Raw genomic sequence first — 16361 nt, 5'->3', positions numbered from 1 at the left:
AGATAACCTAAAAAACCCAATAATATCAAAAAGTTAAGAACTTTGGCATATTTCTCAACAGGTAGATATATAGCAGGCGCTATATATCTACCTGCTTTTTCTGCTCTTTATAACATTACCAACCCTATAAAAATCAAAGAGATAGATCGTCACCTCCAGAAATAGGAGAAGCTTCTCTTGAATTCTGATATTGACAGCAGGACAAAAGAGCAAATACTGTATATAAAAACAGTCTAAGGGCAATATCATGGACGACATTCGCCACAAAATCCCAGGTAAGCCTGAACGATTTATGGACAATCTGCGATTTCATATTCGAAAGCAGGGACTATCGTACCGAACAGAGCAAACTTACACCCATTGGATTAAACGCTTCATTCATTTCAATAAAAAGAAGCACCCTAACGATATGGGAGCTGTTGAGATTGAGACGTTTCTCTCTCACCTTGCAGTTCAGGGCCTTTGCTCAGCAAATACACAGCGAATAGCTCTGAACGCTTTGATATATCTGTACAAGAGATTCTTAGGTAGGGATATTCAGGCTCTGGACTTTAAACTGGCAAAACAACAAAAGTACTTGCCCGTGGTTTATAGCCGTAGAGAAATATCAGCAATTTTGGATCACCTTGAAGGCACCTACAGATTACAGGTTGAGCTAATGTACGGTAGCGGCCTTCGCAGCGCCGAACTGCTTTCTTTGCGTATAAAGGATATAGACTTCGACAGCAATAATATTTTTGTTCGAGGTGGTAAGGGGGATAAGGATCGCACTACGATATTACCTAATGGGTTAATTGTGCAGCTACATAGGCAGGTGGAGTCTGTTTCCCTATTACACCAACAAGATCTTTTGGCTGGTTTTGGTTCGGTTTATTTACCTAACGCTTTGGAAAGAAAGTATCCAAGTGCAAGCCGACAACTGGCTTGGCAATACCTTTTCCCTTCCAGCACCATCGGCCAATGTCCTCGCTCCGGTGAAAACAGAAGGCACCATATGCACGCGTCAACTTTAGCGCGCCAGGTTCGTATAGCTGTCAAGCTAGCGGGAGTCAATAAGCCGGCTCGTTGCCATGCATTTCGCCATAGCTTTGCGACTCACTTGCTCGAAGCGGGTTATGACTTGCGTACGATTCAGGAGTTGCTAGGGCATTCGGATGTTAGTACTACTGAAATTTATACCCATGTCGTAAATCGGGGAAATAAAGGCGTTTTAAGCCCCTCAGATCGACTGCGCAACATTAATAAAATTGAGGAGGATGGAGCTAACTATTTTGTTGGGAGTAAAGTTGGGGAAGTACAGGGGCTTAGCTTATTGGCTGCATCTTAGTAGTGCGGAGACCGGATACCGGCTCCCGCCGGTATCTAATAGAAAAAAGCCGATCGAATTATCCCGGTGTTACATCGCCATTCTGCGCGCGATGGCGCAGTGCGTGATCGATCAGAACCAGGGCCATCATGGCCTCTGCGATAGGCGTTGCTCGAATACCAACACAGGGGTCGTGGCGGCCTTTGGTGACGACTTCAATGGGATTGCCGGAGCGGTCAACGCTGCGGCCGGGAATACGCAAACTGGAAGTCGGCTTCAGGGCGATATGGGCAATGATATCCTGGCCACTGGAAATACCACCCAACACACCACCGGCATTATTCGACAGGAACCCTTCTTCCGGAGTGATTTCATCTCGGTGCTCAGTGCCCTTCTGCTCCACGCTGTCAAAGCCAGCTCCAATTTCCACGCCTTTTACCGCGTTAATACTCATTAAGCCGTGGGCCAGATCTGCATCCAGGCGATCAAAAATAGGTTCACCCAGTCCGGCTGGGACGCCGCTGGCGTGTACTGAGATACGCGCACCGATGGAGTTCCCCTCTTTGATCAGCTCCTGCATGTAGGTCTCCATTTCGGGGACCCGATCGGCATCCGGGCTAAAGAAGGGGTTTTGTTCTACCTGGTCCCAATCCAGTTTTTGTACTTTTATCGGGCCCAATTGCGAGAGATAACCGCGCACTTCAATGCCGTATTTTTGTTTCAGCCATTTTTTGGCGATGGCCCCAGCGGCAACCCGCATGGCAGTTTCACGGGCGGAGGATCGACCACCCCCACGGTAGTCGCGAATGCCGTATTTTTGCCAATAGGTGAAATCGGCATGGGCTGGCCTTACCTGTTCAGCGATATTGCTGTAGTCCTTGGAGCGCTGGTCGGTATTTTCAATCAACAGGCCAATGGGCGTGCCGGTGGTTTTTCCCTCGAAAACACCGGAAAGGATTTTTACCTGGTCGGGTTCGCGGCGCTGGGTGGTATAGCGGGAAGTGCCCGGCTTGCGGCGGTCCAGCTCTCGCTGAATTTCTTCTTCACTAATCTCCAGACCCGGAGGGCATCCATCGACGATACAGCCGAGCGCGGGGCCGTGGCTTTCGCCAAAGGTGGTGACACAAAACAGCTTGCCAAAGGTATTGCCCGACATAGACGACTTTTCCAGCTAGTAGGTGGTAAAACAGGATGGCCCACAATAGGGGCGCGCATTATAAATGATCTGCCCGCCCCAGTGCGCAGACTGGGGCAAAAAGCACAAGTGTCCGCAGAACCGGGCTTGTACCCATAACCCGGCAACCGAGATTGCCGGGGAGGCAAAAGGAATTATTCCTTTTCGAAGTAGGGTTGATAGGCGAGCAGTTCTTCCCGGCTGATGGCAAAAACACCGTGGCCACCATCCTCAAACTCGGGCCACATAAACGGCACCTCCGGGAAGGCTTTTTCCAGGGCTTCCCAGCTATTGCCCACTTCGCAGATCAACAGGCCATCGGGCTGCAAGTGGTTGGCAGCCTCGCGCAGCAGGCGGCGGGTAAAATCGAGACCGTCATCGCCAGAGCCCAGGGCTATATCCGGCTCAGCGTGGTATTCCTTGGGCATTTCGGCCAGATCGCGGGCATCGACATAGGGCGGGTTGCACACGATCAACTCGTAACTCATACCGTGCAGGCCGGAAAATAGGTCCGACTGCACTGCGCGCACGCGTTCGTTCAACTCGTGACGATTGATATTGATCTGTGCAACTTCGATCGCGTCCTCGGAAATATCGCTCACATCGACACGCGCTTCCGGGAAGGCCTCGGCACAGGCGATACCGATACAACCGCTACCACAACAGAGGTCCAGAATCGCCAGGGGCTCAACATTGAGCCAGGGCTGGAAGTTGTGGCGAATCATCTCGCCAATCGGTGAACGGGGTACCAGTACCCGCTCGTCCACATAAAATGTCATATCGCAGAAATGCGCTTCCTTGGTCAGGTAGGCCGCCGGTACCCGCTCGCTAAAGCGCCGCTCCAGGATAGTGAGTACGTCACGGCGCTCCTCCATGGTCAAACGGGCCTGGAGTATCTCCGGCTTACTGTAAGGGGGGAGATGCAGGGCGTGGGTTACCAGTAAAACGGCCTCGTCCCAGGCATTGTCGGTGCCATGGCCGTAGTAGAGGTCGGCCTCATTGAATCGGCTGGTCCCCCAGCGGATATAGTCCAAAACAGTGGTCAGTTCGTGGAGGCTTGTTTCACGCCTTTCTATCATCAATCTATCCTTAAGTGCTTTGTATCTCGTCGGGGCCCACTGTCACTAGCGGGTGCCCTCTGTTGCTGCTGCAGAGGGGCCAATCAATGCCCGGGGAGTGTAGTTTGCTCACACCAAATAAGCGACGAGTAAGGTTAAGTGGCCATTTTACAGCTGCTACCTAAAGACCCTAAGCCATTTTTCCGCCCAACTTCGCTCCGCCCTGCTAACAAAATAGCCTTCGCCAGTGGTCGTCAAATAACAGCTAACAAGCTCCTGGGGCCGCGAGGATCTTTACTCTCGGGTTACAAACGCTTAGGGTAGCGCACCCGCCCTTCGGGCTGAGATGTTGGAAAGAGCAGCATGAACGAACATTACGCGCGAATTATTGAAGCAATCGGCGAAGATCCGCAACGCCCTGGGCTCAAAGACACCCCGGAGCGCGCCGCCAAAGCCATGGAATACCTGACACGCGGCTATAAACAGACCGTGGAAGATGTAGTCAACGACGCGCTCTTCCCGTCCGACTGCAGCGAAATGGTGCTGGTTAAGGATATCGAGCTCTACTCCCTGTGTGAGCACCACCTGCTGCCGTTTATCGGCCGCGCCCACGTAGCCTATATTCCCAATGGCAAGGTCGTTGGCCTGTCCAAGGTAGCACGCATTGTGGATATGTTTGCGCGCCGCCTGCAGATCCAGGAGCAGCTGACCGTAGAGATCGCCGAGACCCTGCAAAACGTTACCGGTGCTGCCGGTGTCGGCGTGATCATCGAAGCCAAGCACATGTGCATGATGATGCGCGGTGTGGAAAAACAGAACTCTGTGATGAAGACTTCGGCTATGCTCGGTACTTTCCGCAGCAACCAGGCTACCCGCAACGAGTTCCTCTCCCTGCTGCGCCAGTAAACGCCACAGGTACCCAGCGGCCGCCAGGGCCGCTTTGACCGAGGAGTGACCGCTATGCCTCACCTGATCATAGAGTATGCGAAAAATCTGGAAGAGAAGATTTCTGTCGCTGCACTGGTCAGCTCGGCTCAGGAGGCGATGCACCGTTCCGGTTTGTTCGCCTCCCACAATATCAAGACCCGCGCCAAGTCCTACGATCAGTTTATTGCTGGGGACAATGGCAACAGCTTTATCCACGCAGAGATCCGCTTGCTTGAAGGGCGCTCTACGCGGGAAAGGGAGGCATTAAGCTCGGCGGTTTTTAACAGCCTGTGCCAATTTGCCGAGGGAGTTCCCGCAGTCTCGGTAGAGGTGCGGGAGATGGATGCCAGCTGCTATTCCAAGCGGGTTCCCTTCTAAGCGGTCTCACCGCGCAAAAAAGGCCCAAACCACTCTGCAATCGCCCGGGCACCACTCTCCTCCAGATGTAAGTGGTGGCTTCCTGGAATCTCACGTGCCTCGATACCCGGAAACTCTTGCAGTACAGGGCGCAGGCGCTTGAGCATATCTGCAATACCATCTTCAGCGAGAACCAGCTGCACCGGCATCTTCAATCGGGATAAGTAAGCTTTAATCTGTGGCTCATTGAGCTTGGCTGTGGAAGCCGCCATCAGCCGGGGGTCATTACTCCACATATAACCCCCCTCCACTTCCCGGGTGCCCCGCTCGGTCAATACCTGCGCTGCCCACTCAGTTAGCGGGAACATGCCATTTTTGCGCGCTTCGACCGCCTCTTCGAAGGTACCGTAAACCCGCAGCTTGCGCGTGCCGTAACGGGCTCTCTGGGCAATGGCCTTGGCCAGGTTCTCCGGAGCTTTTTCATCTTCGGTGGAGGGAGGTACCAGGCCATCGATCAGTGCCAGGCGCTTTACCCGATCGGGAAAAGCACCTGCGGTTATCACCCCGGCGATAGCACCTCGGGAGTGCGCCACAATGGAGAACTTGCGCCAGCCGAGCGCGTGCACCGCCCCCAAAATATCTTCCGCCTCTTCCCAGATGTTGTAGTTGGCATCGAGTGAGCGGTGATAGCTGCGTCCGTGGCCCGGCATATCTATCGCTACCAGATTAATTCCGCTCAGTAGGGGAGCCAGCCGACTGAAGGTGGCACAGTTATCCAACCAGCCGTGAAGAGCAATTACCGGCTCTCCCTCCGGGTCGCCCCACTGGCGTGCGGCAATCGACTTGTGATCAAACTCAAGGGTGATTTCACGGGGAGTGAATTGATTTATCGCCAAAGTGATATCCACCGGATAGTGACTAAAACAGGTGGTGAAATGGTGCGGCCCACCAACAACATCCGCAATGACAGTTGTGATCAGCGCAATAGGGATTTACTGGCAGACACGACCAGAAAAATTACTCTGCGTGCTGCAACCACTCCAAGTCAGCGCAGCCATTAGCCCATACATCCGCACTGACACAGGCGAGGCTGGAAGTGCCCATCGGGTGTTCGTTACCGCTGCCACAGAGGCCATTGAGCAGACTGCCCACCAGAGGCTGGTGACTAACCAGCAGAAGCGGGAAGGTATCCTGGGTTTGCAAATGGTCGAGCAGTTGCTGTGGATAGGTATTGCCGATCAGCAGCGACTCGGTAATAACGGGCAACCCCAACTGGGCGGCAGCAATCTCAGCGGTTTCCTGGGTGCGTACAAATGGGCTGGCCCAAATAGCCTTTACCTCCGCCAGTTCCTCGGCGCGCTTTTTACAAACCTGTGCAACCTGCCTGCGCCCGCGCTCTGTCAGGGCTCTCTCTGCATCATTGGCGAGCATGGGCTCGGCTTTACCGTGACGCAAAATAAACAGCTGCATGGGGCTTCCTCAAGGGTGGGTTGTTACTTTATCGATATCTGCGGGAGTATTCGTAGGGAGGGCAGCGGATATTTATCCGGTGCCCTCGGATAAGGCACCGGATAAATTAGCGATAGGAAAAGCGATCAGTTCTTGTCGACAGGTTTGTCGGCGTCGTCGGCACTTTCCTCAACCAGCTCGGGCTTTTCACTGCTCTCGGGCTCGGAGCTACCCAGGATAATGGCATCCTCGGCTTCGTCTTCAGCCTTGTCCTTTTCACGCTTTACTTCTGTAGAAACCACTTCTGCAGAAACATCTTCGGCGCCCTCGTAACCGGACAAATCCTCTACTTCAGATTCAGGCCACTCGGAAAACGGGAAAGGTTTTTCGTCGGAGTTGTAGATCAGGAATTGAATCGCCTGGTAAACATAGGAGGCGAGCTGATCGCCAAAGCGACGCAGATTATCGTTGGATTTCCCGCTGATAATCGAAAACAGGAATTGCAGTATCACTACCGCCATCAGTAACCACGCGGCAACCTGAAGGCACACTGCAAACAGCACCATATAGATAAGGCGCACCCACTGGTTGCCGGAAGTAAGATTGCGCTTTAGATCGTCATTTTTCATATGAGGCTTCCATTTAAGGCTTGGCCGAGTAGGCCACATCAAAAGTTTGCGCGCCCGACATCAAATTGCGAATCACCTCAGGAATCGGCCGCTGTTCAAATAATATGGCGTGAATCGCGGAAACCAAGGGCATGTAGACACCCATTTCGTCAGCTTTCTGTTTAATCAGACGAACCGTATTCACACCTTCGGCCACCTGACCAATTTCTGCGACAGCCTGATCGAGCGGCTTGCCCTTACCGACCATATACCCCACCCGGTAATTTCGGCTGAGATCTGAGGAGCAGGTCAAAATCAAGTCGCCGACACCGGCGAGGCCTATAAACGTCATAGGATCGGCACCCATCGCTTCGGCAAAACGCATCATTTCTGCCAGGGAGCGGGTAATCAATAAACTGATGGTATTTTGCCCGCGCTCCAGCGCCGCAGCCATACCAGTGATGATCGCGTAGATATTTTTTAGCGCACCGGCAAGCTCGACTCCAAACACATCGCTACTGGAATAAACCCGGAAAGTCTCCGAGTGCAGTGCCGATTGAATCGCTTTGCAAAGTGCCTCGTCTTCACTGGCCACCACCGTTGCAGTGTAGTGCCCCGCAACAATTTCTTTTGCAAAATTTGGTCCGCTCAAGACCCCGACACGCATGTCGGTGGTTTCCTCGCGCAGGATATCGCTCATTAAGTGGAAGTTGTCGTGCTCGATTCCCTTAGTGGTGGAGATCAGCATGGTGCCCGGCGCTAACAGCGGGGCTACTTTTTTTACCACCTCGCGAAAGGATTTACTGGGTATCGCGACAAAAACGATACTGCAACCATCGACCGCTTGCTCCAGGTCGCTGGTAAGTTGTAATTCCGGGTGCAGCGGCACGCCGGGCAGGTATTTATGGTTTTCTCGAGTGTCGCGACACTCAGCCGCCGTCTCCGCGTTGCGCATCCACTGGCGGGTGTCGTGGCCGTTGCCCGCCACAATGTTAGCAATCGCGGTTCCGAAACTGCCGCCGCCCAATACGGCAATAGCGAGGGGGTTGGAAGTTTCTTTTTGCATTGTCACACCGATAAAGCTTCTTATAAGACTTGCGGATTATAGAGGCATGACCCGCTGAGCCCAATGGGGTCAATTTGTTTTAAACTTCTGCCAATTGTGCGAAACGGCACAGTAAATAGCAAAAACGGCCCTCTGCCTTGACCAACCGATAAAACACCGCTCGATCCGGCAGGGGCCGCTTCTGGGACCAGCAAAGTCTAAAACAACTCCGCTGGCCATCGCTTAGCACCAATCAATAGCGCTGACTTAACCGTGCATTTCCAGCAACAGCGTGTTCAGGCGGCGCACATAATCCGCCGGATCTGCCAACTGGTTACCGGCGGCCAGGTTAGCCTGGTCCATCAGGATATTGGTGAGATCCGCAAAGCGATCTTCATCCGCCTCCTGGTCCAGACGCTGTACCAGTGGGTGGGACGGATTGATTTCAAAGATCGGCTTGGCATCTGGCAGGGCCTGGCCGGCCTGTTCCAGGATGCGGCGCATTTGCGGGCCCATATCCTGTTCGCTCACCACCAGACACGCTGGGGAGTCCACCAGGCGAGTGGTTGCGCGTACGGATTCAACGCGACCTTCCAGAACTTCCTGTACCCGCTCAACCAGGGCACCGGACTCCTGCTCAACTTTTTCGCGCTCAGCTTTGTCTTCGTTGCTCTCAGCTTCACCCAGATCCAGCGCACCTTTGGCCACGTCCTGGAACTGCTTGCCGTCGAACTCGTTCATATGGCCCACGAACCACTCGTCCACCTGATCGGTGAGCAGCAGCACTTCGATACCCTTCTTGCGGAATACTTCCAGGTAGGGGCTGGACTTGGCCGTAGCGAAGTTGTCGGCACACACGTAGTAGATCGCCTTTTGGCCATCCTTCATGCGACCCACATAGTCTTCCAGGGATTGATCCTGCTTCTCGGTATCGGTATGGGTGCTGGCAAAGCGCAACAGCTTGGCAATTTTCTCTTTGTTGGAGAAATCTTCAGCCGGACCTTCTTTCAATACATTGCCGAACAGATCCCAGAATTTCTGGTATTCATCGCCATCTTTCTTCGCCAATTTATCCAGCATATCCAGAACACGCTTGGTCAGCGCACTCTTGATCGCATCGGTATTGCGATCTTTTTGCAGGATTTCACGAGATACGTTCAGCGGCAGATCGTTGGAGTCCAGAACGCCTTTCACGAATCGCAGGTACAGCGGCAGGAACTGCTCCGCATCATCCATGATAAAAGTGCGCTGTACATACAGCTTGAGGCCGCGAGCGGCATCGCGCTGGTACAGATCAAACGGTGCGCGCGCAGGGATGTAAAGCAGGCTGGTGTAATCCTGTTTGCCCTCTACGCGGTTGTGGCTCCAGGTTAAGGGATCGTCGAAATCGTGGGAGATATGCTTGTAGAACTCCTTGTACTCCTCAGATTTCACATCGGAGCGGGGACGAGTCCACAGGGCCTGGGCAGCGTTTACTGCTTCAAACTCAGGCGCCTTTTCTTCTTTCGGCTCTTCGCCCTCTTCCGCCGCCGGCATTTCCTCTTTCAGCATTTCCACCGGAATGGCGATGTGATCGGAGTACTTTTTAATGATGGAGCGCAGGCGCCAGCTATCGGCAAACTCTTTCGCTTCTTCTTTCAGGTGCAGAACCACCCGGGTACCGCGCTGGGGCCATTCAATAGTCTCTACGGAGTATTCCGCTTCACCGTGACACTCCCAGTGCACACCCTGGTCGGAATTCAAACCGGCGCGACGAGTGAATACGTCCACTTTGTCAGCGACGATAAAGGCGGAGTAAAAGCCCACACCGAACTGGCCGATCAGGTGCGCATCTTTTTTCTGGTCTCCGGTCAGCTGCTGCATAAATGCAGAGGTGCCGGAGCGGGCGATAGTACCGAGGTTTTCGATAACTTCATCGCGGCTCATACCAATACCATTATCGGTAATGGTGAGCGTTCCCTCTTCCTTGTCAAACTCGATGCGAATACGCAGGTCTGCATCTTCGCCCAGTAATTCGGGCTTGGACAGCGATTCAAAACGCAGCTTATCGGCGGCATCAGAAGCGTTGGATACCAGCTCGCGCAGGAAAATCTCCTTATTGGAGTAGAGCGAGTGGATCATCAGGTGCAGTAGCTGCTTGGCTTCCGTCTGGAATCCATGGCTCTCTTTTTGGGCCTCAACGGTCATCTATTCGGTCTCCCCGTAAACGTCAATCGGAACAGGGAGCAAATATTGGGATCAGCCAGCAGGTTTCAAGGGGGGAGGGACAATCACTTACCAGTGGAGATCAGCGATCTCCACTGGTTTGAGCGGTAGCGAGATTACCTTTGCCGGTAATATCGATCACGAAATTGGCAGTGAGATCTGAGATCACACGGGACTCCGCATTCATCAGGATGGCAATACCCACTTTCAACTTTTCCGAATAGGCCACCGCCGCACGGAAGCCCGCAACCCAACCGCCGTGATAAATAATGCGGTCATCACCGATGGTGTAGAGGCGCCAGCCCAAGCCGTAGCCTGCATGAGACAGGTAGTCTCTCCAGATACGATGGCGCATATGGCGCTGGGTAGCGACTCGCTCTGTAGTCATATCGGCGATCACTTCCGGTGACAGTACCTTCGGGTAGTAGCCCATCTGGGCTTTCAGCCACTGGGCCATATCAGAGATACTGGCATTCACTCCCGCCGCCGGTGCAGCAAAGTAGTATTCCTTCTCCACTTTCACTGGGCGCCAACCACTACCAGTCTGGATATGGGGTGCCGCACGGTTGTCGGAGGCCATAAAGCTCTCCCAGCCAACCGATGCATTCTGCATTTTCAGCGGGACAAAAATTCTCTTCTTAAGCTGGCTGGCAAAGGAAACCCCGGTCGCCTCAAAAATCACATCCTCAATAAGGCTGAACAACACATTCTGGTAGCCGTAGCATTTTCCCGGCGTGCAGCGCGGATCGATATTGGCAAACTTGGGCAATATCTTGCTGAGAGGCTTGTTGTCCTCAAGGTAGTTGTCGTAGGCGTTGGGGGTCAGGCCCGAGGAATGGCTGAGCAGGTGCTCCACCTGAAGCTGGCGAGACAGTGAAGGCGTCTTAAAGCTCAGGTCCGGCACATAGTTGACCACCTTGTCATCCCATTTGAAGCGATCTTCATGCTCCAACATAGTGGCCATACTGGCAGCGAAGGTCTTGGATACCGAGGCCAGACGGAACACCGTGTCCTGATCCACCTTGCCGGATTTACCCCTGACCCTGACGCCATAGGTATCCATCGCGACCACCCGGTTGCCATCCACGATGACATAGGCGCCGCCGGGTATAGATTTACCCGCCATCATCTGTTTGAAGTATCGGCCAAACTGTTTGGCCCTGTCGTCTATATCAGCCGCTTGCGCAGGCAGGGACAGACTCCCCAGAATCAACAGGAAGAGAAATAAACGTGCCATAGAGGCGCGCATGACGTAGACGATATTTGAAAGAATTGCAGGTCTCATAAGCAAATCGAGCCGCCAAAGCAATCCGGTAGTTGCAGATAAGACTAGCAGCCAGCGGGCAAAAACTCTATTTAGGCGCCACGCAGGACTGACTGCTGAATTCTAGTCTGCACTTTTCTCCGGCGCGCGGACGGCCATGCCAATCAGCGCAGGTCAGCGCAACAAGGCTTGTACAAACAAAAAAACCGCCTTGCGGCGGTTCTTCTTTTTGGGGTCCGGAGACCCCAGCGCAAAAAGCGTCTTACAGCTTCTCAGCGTTCTCGCTCAGGTAAGCCGCTACACCTTCCGGAGAAGCGTTCATACCTTTGTCGCCTTCCTGCCAGCCGGCGGGGCAAACTTCACCGTGCTCCTGGTGGAACGCCAGAGCGTCAACCATGCGCAGCATTTCGTCAACGTTACGGCCCAGCGGCAGATCGTTAACTACCTGGTGACGTACATTGCCTTCTTCGTCGATCAGGAAGGAACCGCGGAAAGCAACACCAGCGTCAGCTTCTACGTCGTACGCCTGGCAGATTTCGTGCTTAACGTCTGCAACCAGGGTGTACTTAACCGGGCCGATACCACCGTCGTTGACGGAGGTGTTACGCCATGCGTTGTGAGAGAACTGGGAATCGATGGATACACCGATTACCTCAACACCGCGCTTTTCAAACTCAGCGAAACGGTGGTCGAAAGCGATCAGCTCAGAAGGACATACGAAGGTGAAGTCCAGCGGGTAGAAGAAAACTACAGCCTTCTTACCTTTGATTGCTTCTTTCAGGTTAAAAGTATCGACGATCTCGCCGTTACCCAATACCGCTGCAGCGGTGAAATCCGGAGCCGGCTTGCCTACCAGAACTGCCATGAAAACCTCCTCAATCCAATGATGGGTTGTTGATGATACGTAGAGTGTTCAATTTATGAGCAACAGCTATAAATCGAATGGGAATTAATAGTGGGCCGCTATGATACACACCCACATATTTCAGGCCCATAAATTTTTTAAATCAGGCTGATAGCAGAACGGCTATGCGTGAACTAACACCCAAAATAGGATGACCTACCCGCAAAAATGTACAAATAGCAAACAAAGAGGGCAAAATGCGACCATTCCGGAATCTTATTGACACTCATTCTCAATTGCAATAGGATTCCTACCTGACTACTATTGAGTAAGAGTTGAACAGAGCCACCGCCATGTATGTATGTATTTGTAAGGGCATAACTGACCGCCAGATTAAAGAGGCGATCTATGATGGCTCCACTTCGGTGAAGGCGTTGAGACGCCAGCTGGGCGTTTCTTCTCAATGTGGACGCTGTGCCGAGCAGACCAAGGAGATCATCGACGAGACCATGAGCGGTGGGATGGTGTCCTCTGCCAACAACGGCCTCTTCTACTCCGCCAGCTGACCGTCCAATATGGCCACCCTCCTCTGGTGGCCTCTATACCACTTTTATCTACCCAGTCCTCCAGCTCTTCGTAAAACCTTAAAAACCTGTATAAGACTCCCATCCAAGTCGAACTAGCGTGCCTCCACTGTCTTTATCTCCGCTCTCAACCTGCAAACGCGTCTCCCAGCTTTGCATACCGGCCAAACTCTAGCCCTCCGATTTACTTACCTCTCCAATCTCACTGCAATACCCCTTGGATCGGAAAAGTTGGATATTGAGAAAATCTGTTTTAGAAAGCCTCAAAACAATTCCGTGATGTTTTTGGTTTTTACAGCGCAGAGCGTGAATCGCTATGAAAGCCTGTAGGGTCGGCCCTGTTAGACAGGGCACTCGCAGCGACGCACCTAAAATCTGCTGACTTCAGGAGCCCGAAAATATTACGGATTTATTCAGACACCGCTTTGTTAACCCCTTCGTAATCCACGTGACATTCGACAGTGGTCAACATCAATTCAGGGCATGAGTCCATCAACAAAATATCAACTCAATCGCTTTTATATTCCAGGCAACCATTCAATAAGTCGGTCAGATGGCAAACTATCAAAAGGTGGGATCATTTAATTTAGAAAAAAATTAATTATTCAAGCGCCATTCGAATACTAGAAAAGGTTTTGGCTCATCTTATAACTGCAAGCGTTTCACCCGCATATATAAATAAGAAGCATTATTAATACCAAACATGAAAACATTAACCTCAACTGAAATGCAAAACCCACCAATAACAAGGGTTAATATTCGAAATAAATGACTTATTGTTGTATTGCTCACACAACCTAAATGAGAATTATTTTCGTTGCTATTTTCGGCTAAATTTGCGTTAAAACCCTTGTTTTTTCTGCATTCTGCAAGAAAAATTTTTCCTTGACTTGCCGCAAATCGCAACGCAAACTCGGCCCCGATTGCAGCTGAAACCCTAAAATAAAATTAGGTAAATCAGGCAGCCGCAGACTTTAGTGACTAATAAACTTTAGTAGCTAAAAATATCAACTAATCTCTAGCGACTAACAAATAGGAACTCTCTGCAAACCTAATTGAGTTGGCAGGGCTTCAGGAGCACAGGCTATGAAAGGCGACCCCAAGGTAATTGAGCATTTAAACAAAGTACTGGGTAATGAACTGGTAGCTATTAACCAGTATTTCCTACACGCCCGCATGTATGACAACTGGGGTTTAAAAGAGCTGGGCAAACAGGAATATCACGAATCCATTGATGAAATGAAGCACGCCGATTGGCTGATCGAGCGCATTCTTTTCCTCGAAGGTATTCCCAACCTGCAGCACCTGGGCAAACTTCTGATCGGCGAAAATACCGAAGAGATGCTCAAGTGCGACCTGAAAATTGAATCCAAGGCCATTCCCGACTTGCGTGAAGCCATCGCCTATTGCGAGTCCGTTCGGGATTACGGCAGTCGTGAATTGCTGGAGAAAATCCTCGAGTCTGAGGAAGAGCATGTAGATTGGCTGGAAACCCAGCTGGAGCTGATCGACAAAGTTGGCATTCAAAACTACCTGCAAACTCAAATGGAAACTGCAGCCGGCCACTCTGGCAAGTAGCTTAAGTCCTCTCACAGGCATAAAAAAACCGCAGCTTCCGCTGCGGTTTTTTTGTTTCTACAGTATGCCTACCATCTATAGCAGCAGACATATTGGAGCAAAAGCGGAAATTAATCCTCGCCTTCGCTCTCCGCTGATGCCTCATCAATCAAGGTTTTCAGCTCACCGTTCTCATGCATTTCCATAATGATGTCACAGCCACCGATCAGCTCGCCCTTAACCCACAGCTGGGGAAAGGTCGGCCAGTTCGCATACTTAGGCAGCTCAGCGCGGATGTCCGGGTTAGCCAGAATATCAACGTAGGCAAAGCGCTTACCGCAAGCCATCATCGCCTGGGAGGCCCGCATGGAAAAGCCGCACTGGGGGGCATTAGGGCTACCTTTCATATAAAGCAGAATGGTGTTATCAGCGATCTGCTGCTTGATGTTCTCCAGTGTATCCATAAGCGTGAAAAACCTCAGGTGGTCGAAGCAAAAAGTAAGTGTACAGGCACCATACCATCATCTGATATAGCGCGCCGGCATCCATTGTACCCCAGTGGGGCCGGCAATAAGTACACCATCCCCTCGATGAAAGCAAAAACCGCAGATCTGCAACACCGGATACCATGTTGAAAATTCAGCCAGCCAGATAGCACACAGCTTATAAAGGCTGTGTTACCATTGCCCAATCAATATAAAGTGCAGATTAAAAAGCTTAAACAGAATTTTCTGCGGAAAATAAATAGTCCAAATAGTCAATATTTAAGGAGATGCCCCGGTGGCCACCCCGACACTCATGCAAAACTATGGCGATCGAACCCTCACACTGGTTCGGGGTGAAGGCAATTATGTATGGGATGATCAGGGCCGACGATACCTGGATGCAATCTCTGGAATCGCCGTCTGCGGCCTTGGCCACTGCCACCCCAAAGTGACCCTGGCCCTGCACGAGCAGATTCGGACCCTGTTACATGTATCCAATCTCTACAATATCCCTGCGCAGGAGAAACTGGCAGACAAGCTGGTACAGCTATCCGGCATGGACAATGTGTTTTTCTCCAATTCTGGAGCTGAGGCCAATGAAGCAGCGATTAAATTAGCGCGGCGGCTAGGCAATAGCCGCAACATTGAGACCCCTCAAATATTGGTAATGGAAAGCGCTTTCCACGGCCGCACCCTGGCTACCCTGACAGCAACCGGCAATGAAAAAATCCAAGAGGGCTTCGGTCCTCTGCCCGAGGGTTTTTTGCGTGTGCCGTTTAACGATACCGCAGCCATCGAAAAGCTCGCAGGTGAGCGCAACGATATTGTCGCAGTGCTGGTTGAGCCGGTTCAGGGAGAGGGCGGTGTACGCGTGCCCACTTCCAACTACCTGGGGCAATTGCGCGAAATCTGCGATCAACATAACTGGCTCCTGATGCTGGATGAAGTGCAAACCGGAAACGGCCGCAGCGGCAAAATGTTTGCCTACCAGCATGCGGACATATTGCCCGACGTGGTGACCACTGCCAAAGGACTGGGTAACGGTGTCCCCATCGGAGCCTGCCTGGCCAGGGGAGTTGCCGCACAATTATTTTCTGCGGGCACCCACGGCTCCACTTTCGGCGGCAACCCTCTAGCCTGCAGTGCCGCACTGGCTGTAATCGATACGCTGGAAAGTGAATGGCTGTTAGAGCGCGCCGAGGCATTGGGGCAACGCCTGCAGCACCAACTCAAACAGCAGTTATCCGATTGCGACCAGGTCAAAGAGGTGCGGGGCTTGGGGCTGATGATCGGAATAGAATTGCAGCAGCCCTGTGCCAAACTGGTGGACATAGCCCGCGAGCGCGGATTGCTGATAAATGTTACCGCCGGCAATGTAGTGCGCCTGCTCCCCCCACTCACACTCAGCGACGACGAGTGCCATCAATTGGCAAACGATGTCAGCTCACTGATTCACCAGTTTGCACTGCAAGCAGTCTGATGCAAAAAAAGGAGAACA

At 52.2% G+C, this 16361-nt stretch carries 17 protein-coding genes; 6 read left to right on the top strand and 11 right to left on the bottom strand.

Annotation, left to right across the window (positions count from 1 at the left end):
- Positions 1-247 precede the first annotated feature (247 nt).
- A complete protein-coding gene (locus ACJJIR_RS05315) occupies positions 248-1327 on the top strand; it encodes an integron integrase (protein ID WP_444907558.1) in 1080 nt (359 codons plus the stop codon).
- Between the two features lie 58 nt (positions 1328-1385).
- On the opposite strand, the gene aroC is transcribed toward ACJJIR_RS05315, so the two are convergent.
- On the bottom strand, positions 1386-2462 hold the full coding sequence (gene aroC / locus ACJJIR_RS05310) for a chorismate synthase (RefSeq protein ID WP_444907557.1): 1077 nt from the start codon (positions 2460-2462) through the stop codon (positions 1386-1388).
- A gap of 173 nt (positions 2463-2635) precedes the next feature.
- Positions 2636-3559: a 50S ribosomal protein L3 N(5)-glutamine methyltransferase gene (prmB, locus tag ACJJIR_RS05305; protein ID WP_444907556.1), complete on the bottom strand. Its 924-nt coding sequence runs from the start codon at positions 3557-3559 to the stop codon at positions 2636-2638.
- A 342-nt stretch (positions 3560-3901) separates the two neighbouring features.
- On the opposite strand from prmB, the gene folE reads away from it, so the two are divergent.
- Positions 3902-4444 (top strand): GTP cyclohydrolase I FolE, encoded by a 543-nt coding sequence (folE, locus tag ACJJIR_RS05300; RefSeq protein WP_282933775.1) that lies wholly within the window; start codon positions 3902-3904, stop codon positions 4442-4444.
- A gap of 54 nt (positions 4445-4498) precedes the next feature.
- Positions 4499-4843, top strand: coding sequence for a 5-carboxymethyl-2-hydroxymuconate Delta-isomerase (locus tag ACJJIR_RS05295; RefSeq protein WP_282933776.1), 345 nt, complete (start codon positions 4499-4501; stop codon positions 4841-4843).
- On the opposite strand, the gene ACJJIR_RS05290 is transcribed toward ACJJIR_RS05295, so the two are convergent.
- The 7 genes from ACJJIR_RS05290 to ACJJIR_RS05260 form a co-directional block, all read right to left on the bottom strand.
- A complete protein-coding gene (locus tag ACJJIR_RS05290) occupies positions 4840-5718 on the bottom strand; it encodes an alpha/beta fold hydrolase (protein ID WP_444907555.1) in 879 nt (292 codons plus the stop codon). The genes ACJJIR_RS05295 and ACJJIR_RS05290 overlap by 4 nt on opposite strands.
- Before the next feature lie 121 nt (positions 5719-5839).
- Complete coding sequence (gene sixA / locus ACJJIR_RS05285) at positions 5840-6292, bottom strand: phosphohistidine phosphatase SixA (protein WP_444907554.1); 453 nt, start codon at positions 6290-6292, stop codon at positions 5840-5842.
- Positions 6293-6417: 125 nt separating this feature from the next.
- Positions 6418-6900 carry a DUF4389 domain-containing protein gene (locus ACJJIR_RS05280; protein ID WP_444893086.1) on the bottom strand — a complete coding sequence of 161 codons (483 nt, stop codon included), beginning with the start codon at positions 6898-6900 and terminating at the stop codon, positions 6418-6420.
- A gap of 13 nt (positions 6901-6913) precedes the next feature.
- Positions 6914-7945: an NAD(P)H-dependent glycerol-3-phosphate dehydrogenase gene (locus ACJJIR_RS05275; protein ID WP_413662953.1), complete on the bottom strand. Its 1032-nt coding sequence runs from the start codon at positions 7943-7945 to the stop codon at positions 6914-6916.
- A gap of 246 nt (positions 7946-8191) precedes the next feature.
- Complete coding sequence (gene htpG, locus ACJJIR_RS05270) at positions 8192-10111, bottom strand: molecular chaperone HtpG (RefSeq protein ID WP_444907553.1); 1920 nt, start codon at positions 10109-10111, stop codon at positions 8192-8194.
- A 100-nt stretch (positions 10112-10211) separates the two neighbouring features.
- Positions 10212-11414 (bottom strand): serine hydrolase domain-containing protein, encoded by a 1203-nt coding sequence (locus tag ACJJIR_RS05265; protein ID WP_444907552.1) that lies wholly within the window; start codon positions 11412-11414, stop codon positions 10212-10214.
- A 241-nt stretch (positions 11415-11655) separates the two neighbouring features.
- Positions 11656-12258, bottom strand: coding sequence for a peroxiredoxin (locus tag ACJJIR_RS05260; protein ID WP_143730920.1), 603 nt, complete (start codon positions 12256-12258; stop codon positions 11656-11658).
- 314 nt (positions 12259-12572) lie between these two features.
- Here ACJJIR_RS05260 and ACJJIR_RS05255 point away from each other — a divergent pair, with 314 nt between their 5' ends.
- Positions 12573-12803 (top strand): bacterioferritin-associated ferredoxin, encoded by a 231-nt coding sequence (locus ACJJIR_RS05255; RefSeq protein ID WP_413662956.1) that lies wholly within the window; start codon positions 12573-12575, stop codon positions 12801-12803.
- A gap of 663 nt (positions 12804-13466) precedes the next feature.
- On the opposite strand, the gene ACJJIR_RS05250 is transcribed toward ACJJIR_RS05255, so the two are convergent.
- Positions 13467-13727 carry a hypothetical protein gene (locus tag ACJJIR_RS05250; protein ID WP_444907551.1) on the bottom strand — a complete coding sequence of 87 codons (261 nt, stop codon included), beginning with the start codon at positions 13725-13727 and terminating at the stop codon, positions 13467-13469.
- A gap of 180 nt (positions 13728-13907) precedes the next feature.
- On the opposite strand from ACJJIR_RS05250, the gene bfr reads away from it, so the two are divergent.
- A complete protein-coding gene (gene bfr, locus ACJJIR_RS05245) occupies positions 13908-14399 on the top strand; it encodes a bacterioferritin (RefSeq protein WP_020412720.1) in 492 nt (163 codons plus the stop codon).
- A gap of 110 nt (positions 14400-14509) precedes the next feature.
- On the opposite strand, the gene grxD is transcribed toward bfr, so the two are convergent.
- Positions 14510-14842 carry a Grx4 family monothiol glutaredoxin gene (gene grxD, locus ACJJIR_RS05240; RefSeq protein ID WP_282933784.1) on the bottom strand — a complete coding sequence of 111 codons (333 nt, stop codon included), beginning with the start codon at positions 14840-14842 and terminating at the stop codon, positions 14510-14512.
- A 316-nt stretch (positions 14843-15158) separates the two neighbouring features.
- Here grxD and ACJJIR_RS05235 point away from each other — a divergent pair, with 316 nt between their 5' ends.
- Positions 15159-16343 carry an acetylornithine transaminase gene (locus ACJJIR_RS05235; RefSeq protein WP_444896447.1) on the top strand — a complete coding sequence of 395 codons (1185 nt, stop codon included), beginning with the start codon at positions 15159-15161 and terminating at the stop codon, positions 16341-16343.
- The last annotated feature ends 18 nt before the right edge of the window (positions 16344-16361 follow it).

The sequence above is a fragment of the Microbulbifer maximicatervae (SeqCode) genome, assembly GCF_052467385.1.
The sequence above is the reverse complement of the archived record's forward strand: the minus strand, read 5'-3'. Positions and strand labels throughout refer to the sequence as shown.

Coding starts and splice junctions, on each gene's coding strand:
- ACJJIR_RS05315 (WP_444907558.1), top strand. CDS start 248: ATGGACGACATTCGCCACAAAATCCCAGGTAAGCCTGAACGATTTATG.
- aroC (WP_444907557.1), bottom strand. CDS start 2,462: ATGTCGGGCAATACCTTTGGCAAGCTGTTTTGTGTCACCACCTTTGGC.
- prmB (WP_444907556.1), bottom strand. CDS start 3,559: ATGATAGAAAGGCGTGAAACAAGCCTCCACGAACTGACCACTGTTTTG.
- folE (WP_282933775.1), top strand. CDS start 3,902: ATGAACGAACATTACGCGCGAATTATTGAAGCAATCGGCGAAGATCCG.
- ACJJIR_RS05295 (WP_282933776.1), top strand. CDS start 4,499: ATGCCTCACCTGATCATAGAGTATGCGAAAAATCTGGAAGAGAAGATT.
- sixA (WP_444907554.1), bottom strand. CDS start 6,292: ATGCAGCTGTTTATTTTGCGTCACGGTAAAGCCGAGCCCATGCTCGCC.
- ACJJIR_RS05280 (WP_444893086.1), bottom strand. CDS start 6,900: ATGAAAAATGACGATCTAAAGCGCAATCTTACTTCCGGCAACCAGTGG.
- ACJJIR_RS05275 (WP_413662953.1), bottom strand. CDS start 7,945: ATGCAAAAAGAAACTTCCAACCCCCTCGCTATTGCCGTATTGGGCGGC.
- htpG (WP_444907553.1), bottom strand. CDS start 10,111: ATGACCGTTGAGGCCCAAAAAGAGAGCCATGGATTCCAGACGGAAGCC.
- ACJJIR_RS05265 (WP_444907552.1), bottom strand. CDS start 11,414: ATGAGACCTGCAATTCTTTCAAATATCGTCTACGTCATGCGCGCCTCT.
- ACJJIR_RS05260 (WP_143730920.1), bottom strand. CDS start 12,258: ATGGCAGTTCTGGTAGGCAAGCCGGCTCCGGATTTCACCGCTGCAGCG.
- bfr (WP_020412720.1), top strand. CDS start 13,908: ATGAAAGGCGACCCCAAGGTAATTGAGCATTTAAACAAAGTACTGGGT.
- grxD (WP_282933784.1), bottom strand. CDS start 14,842: ATGGATACACTGGAGAACATCAAGCAGCAGATCGCTGATAACACCATT.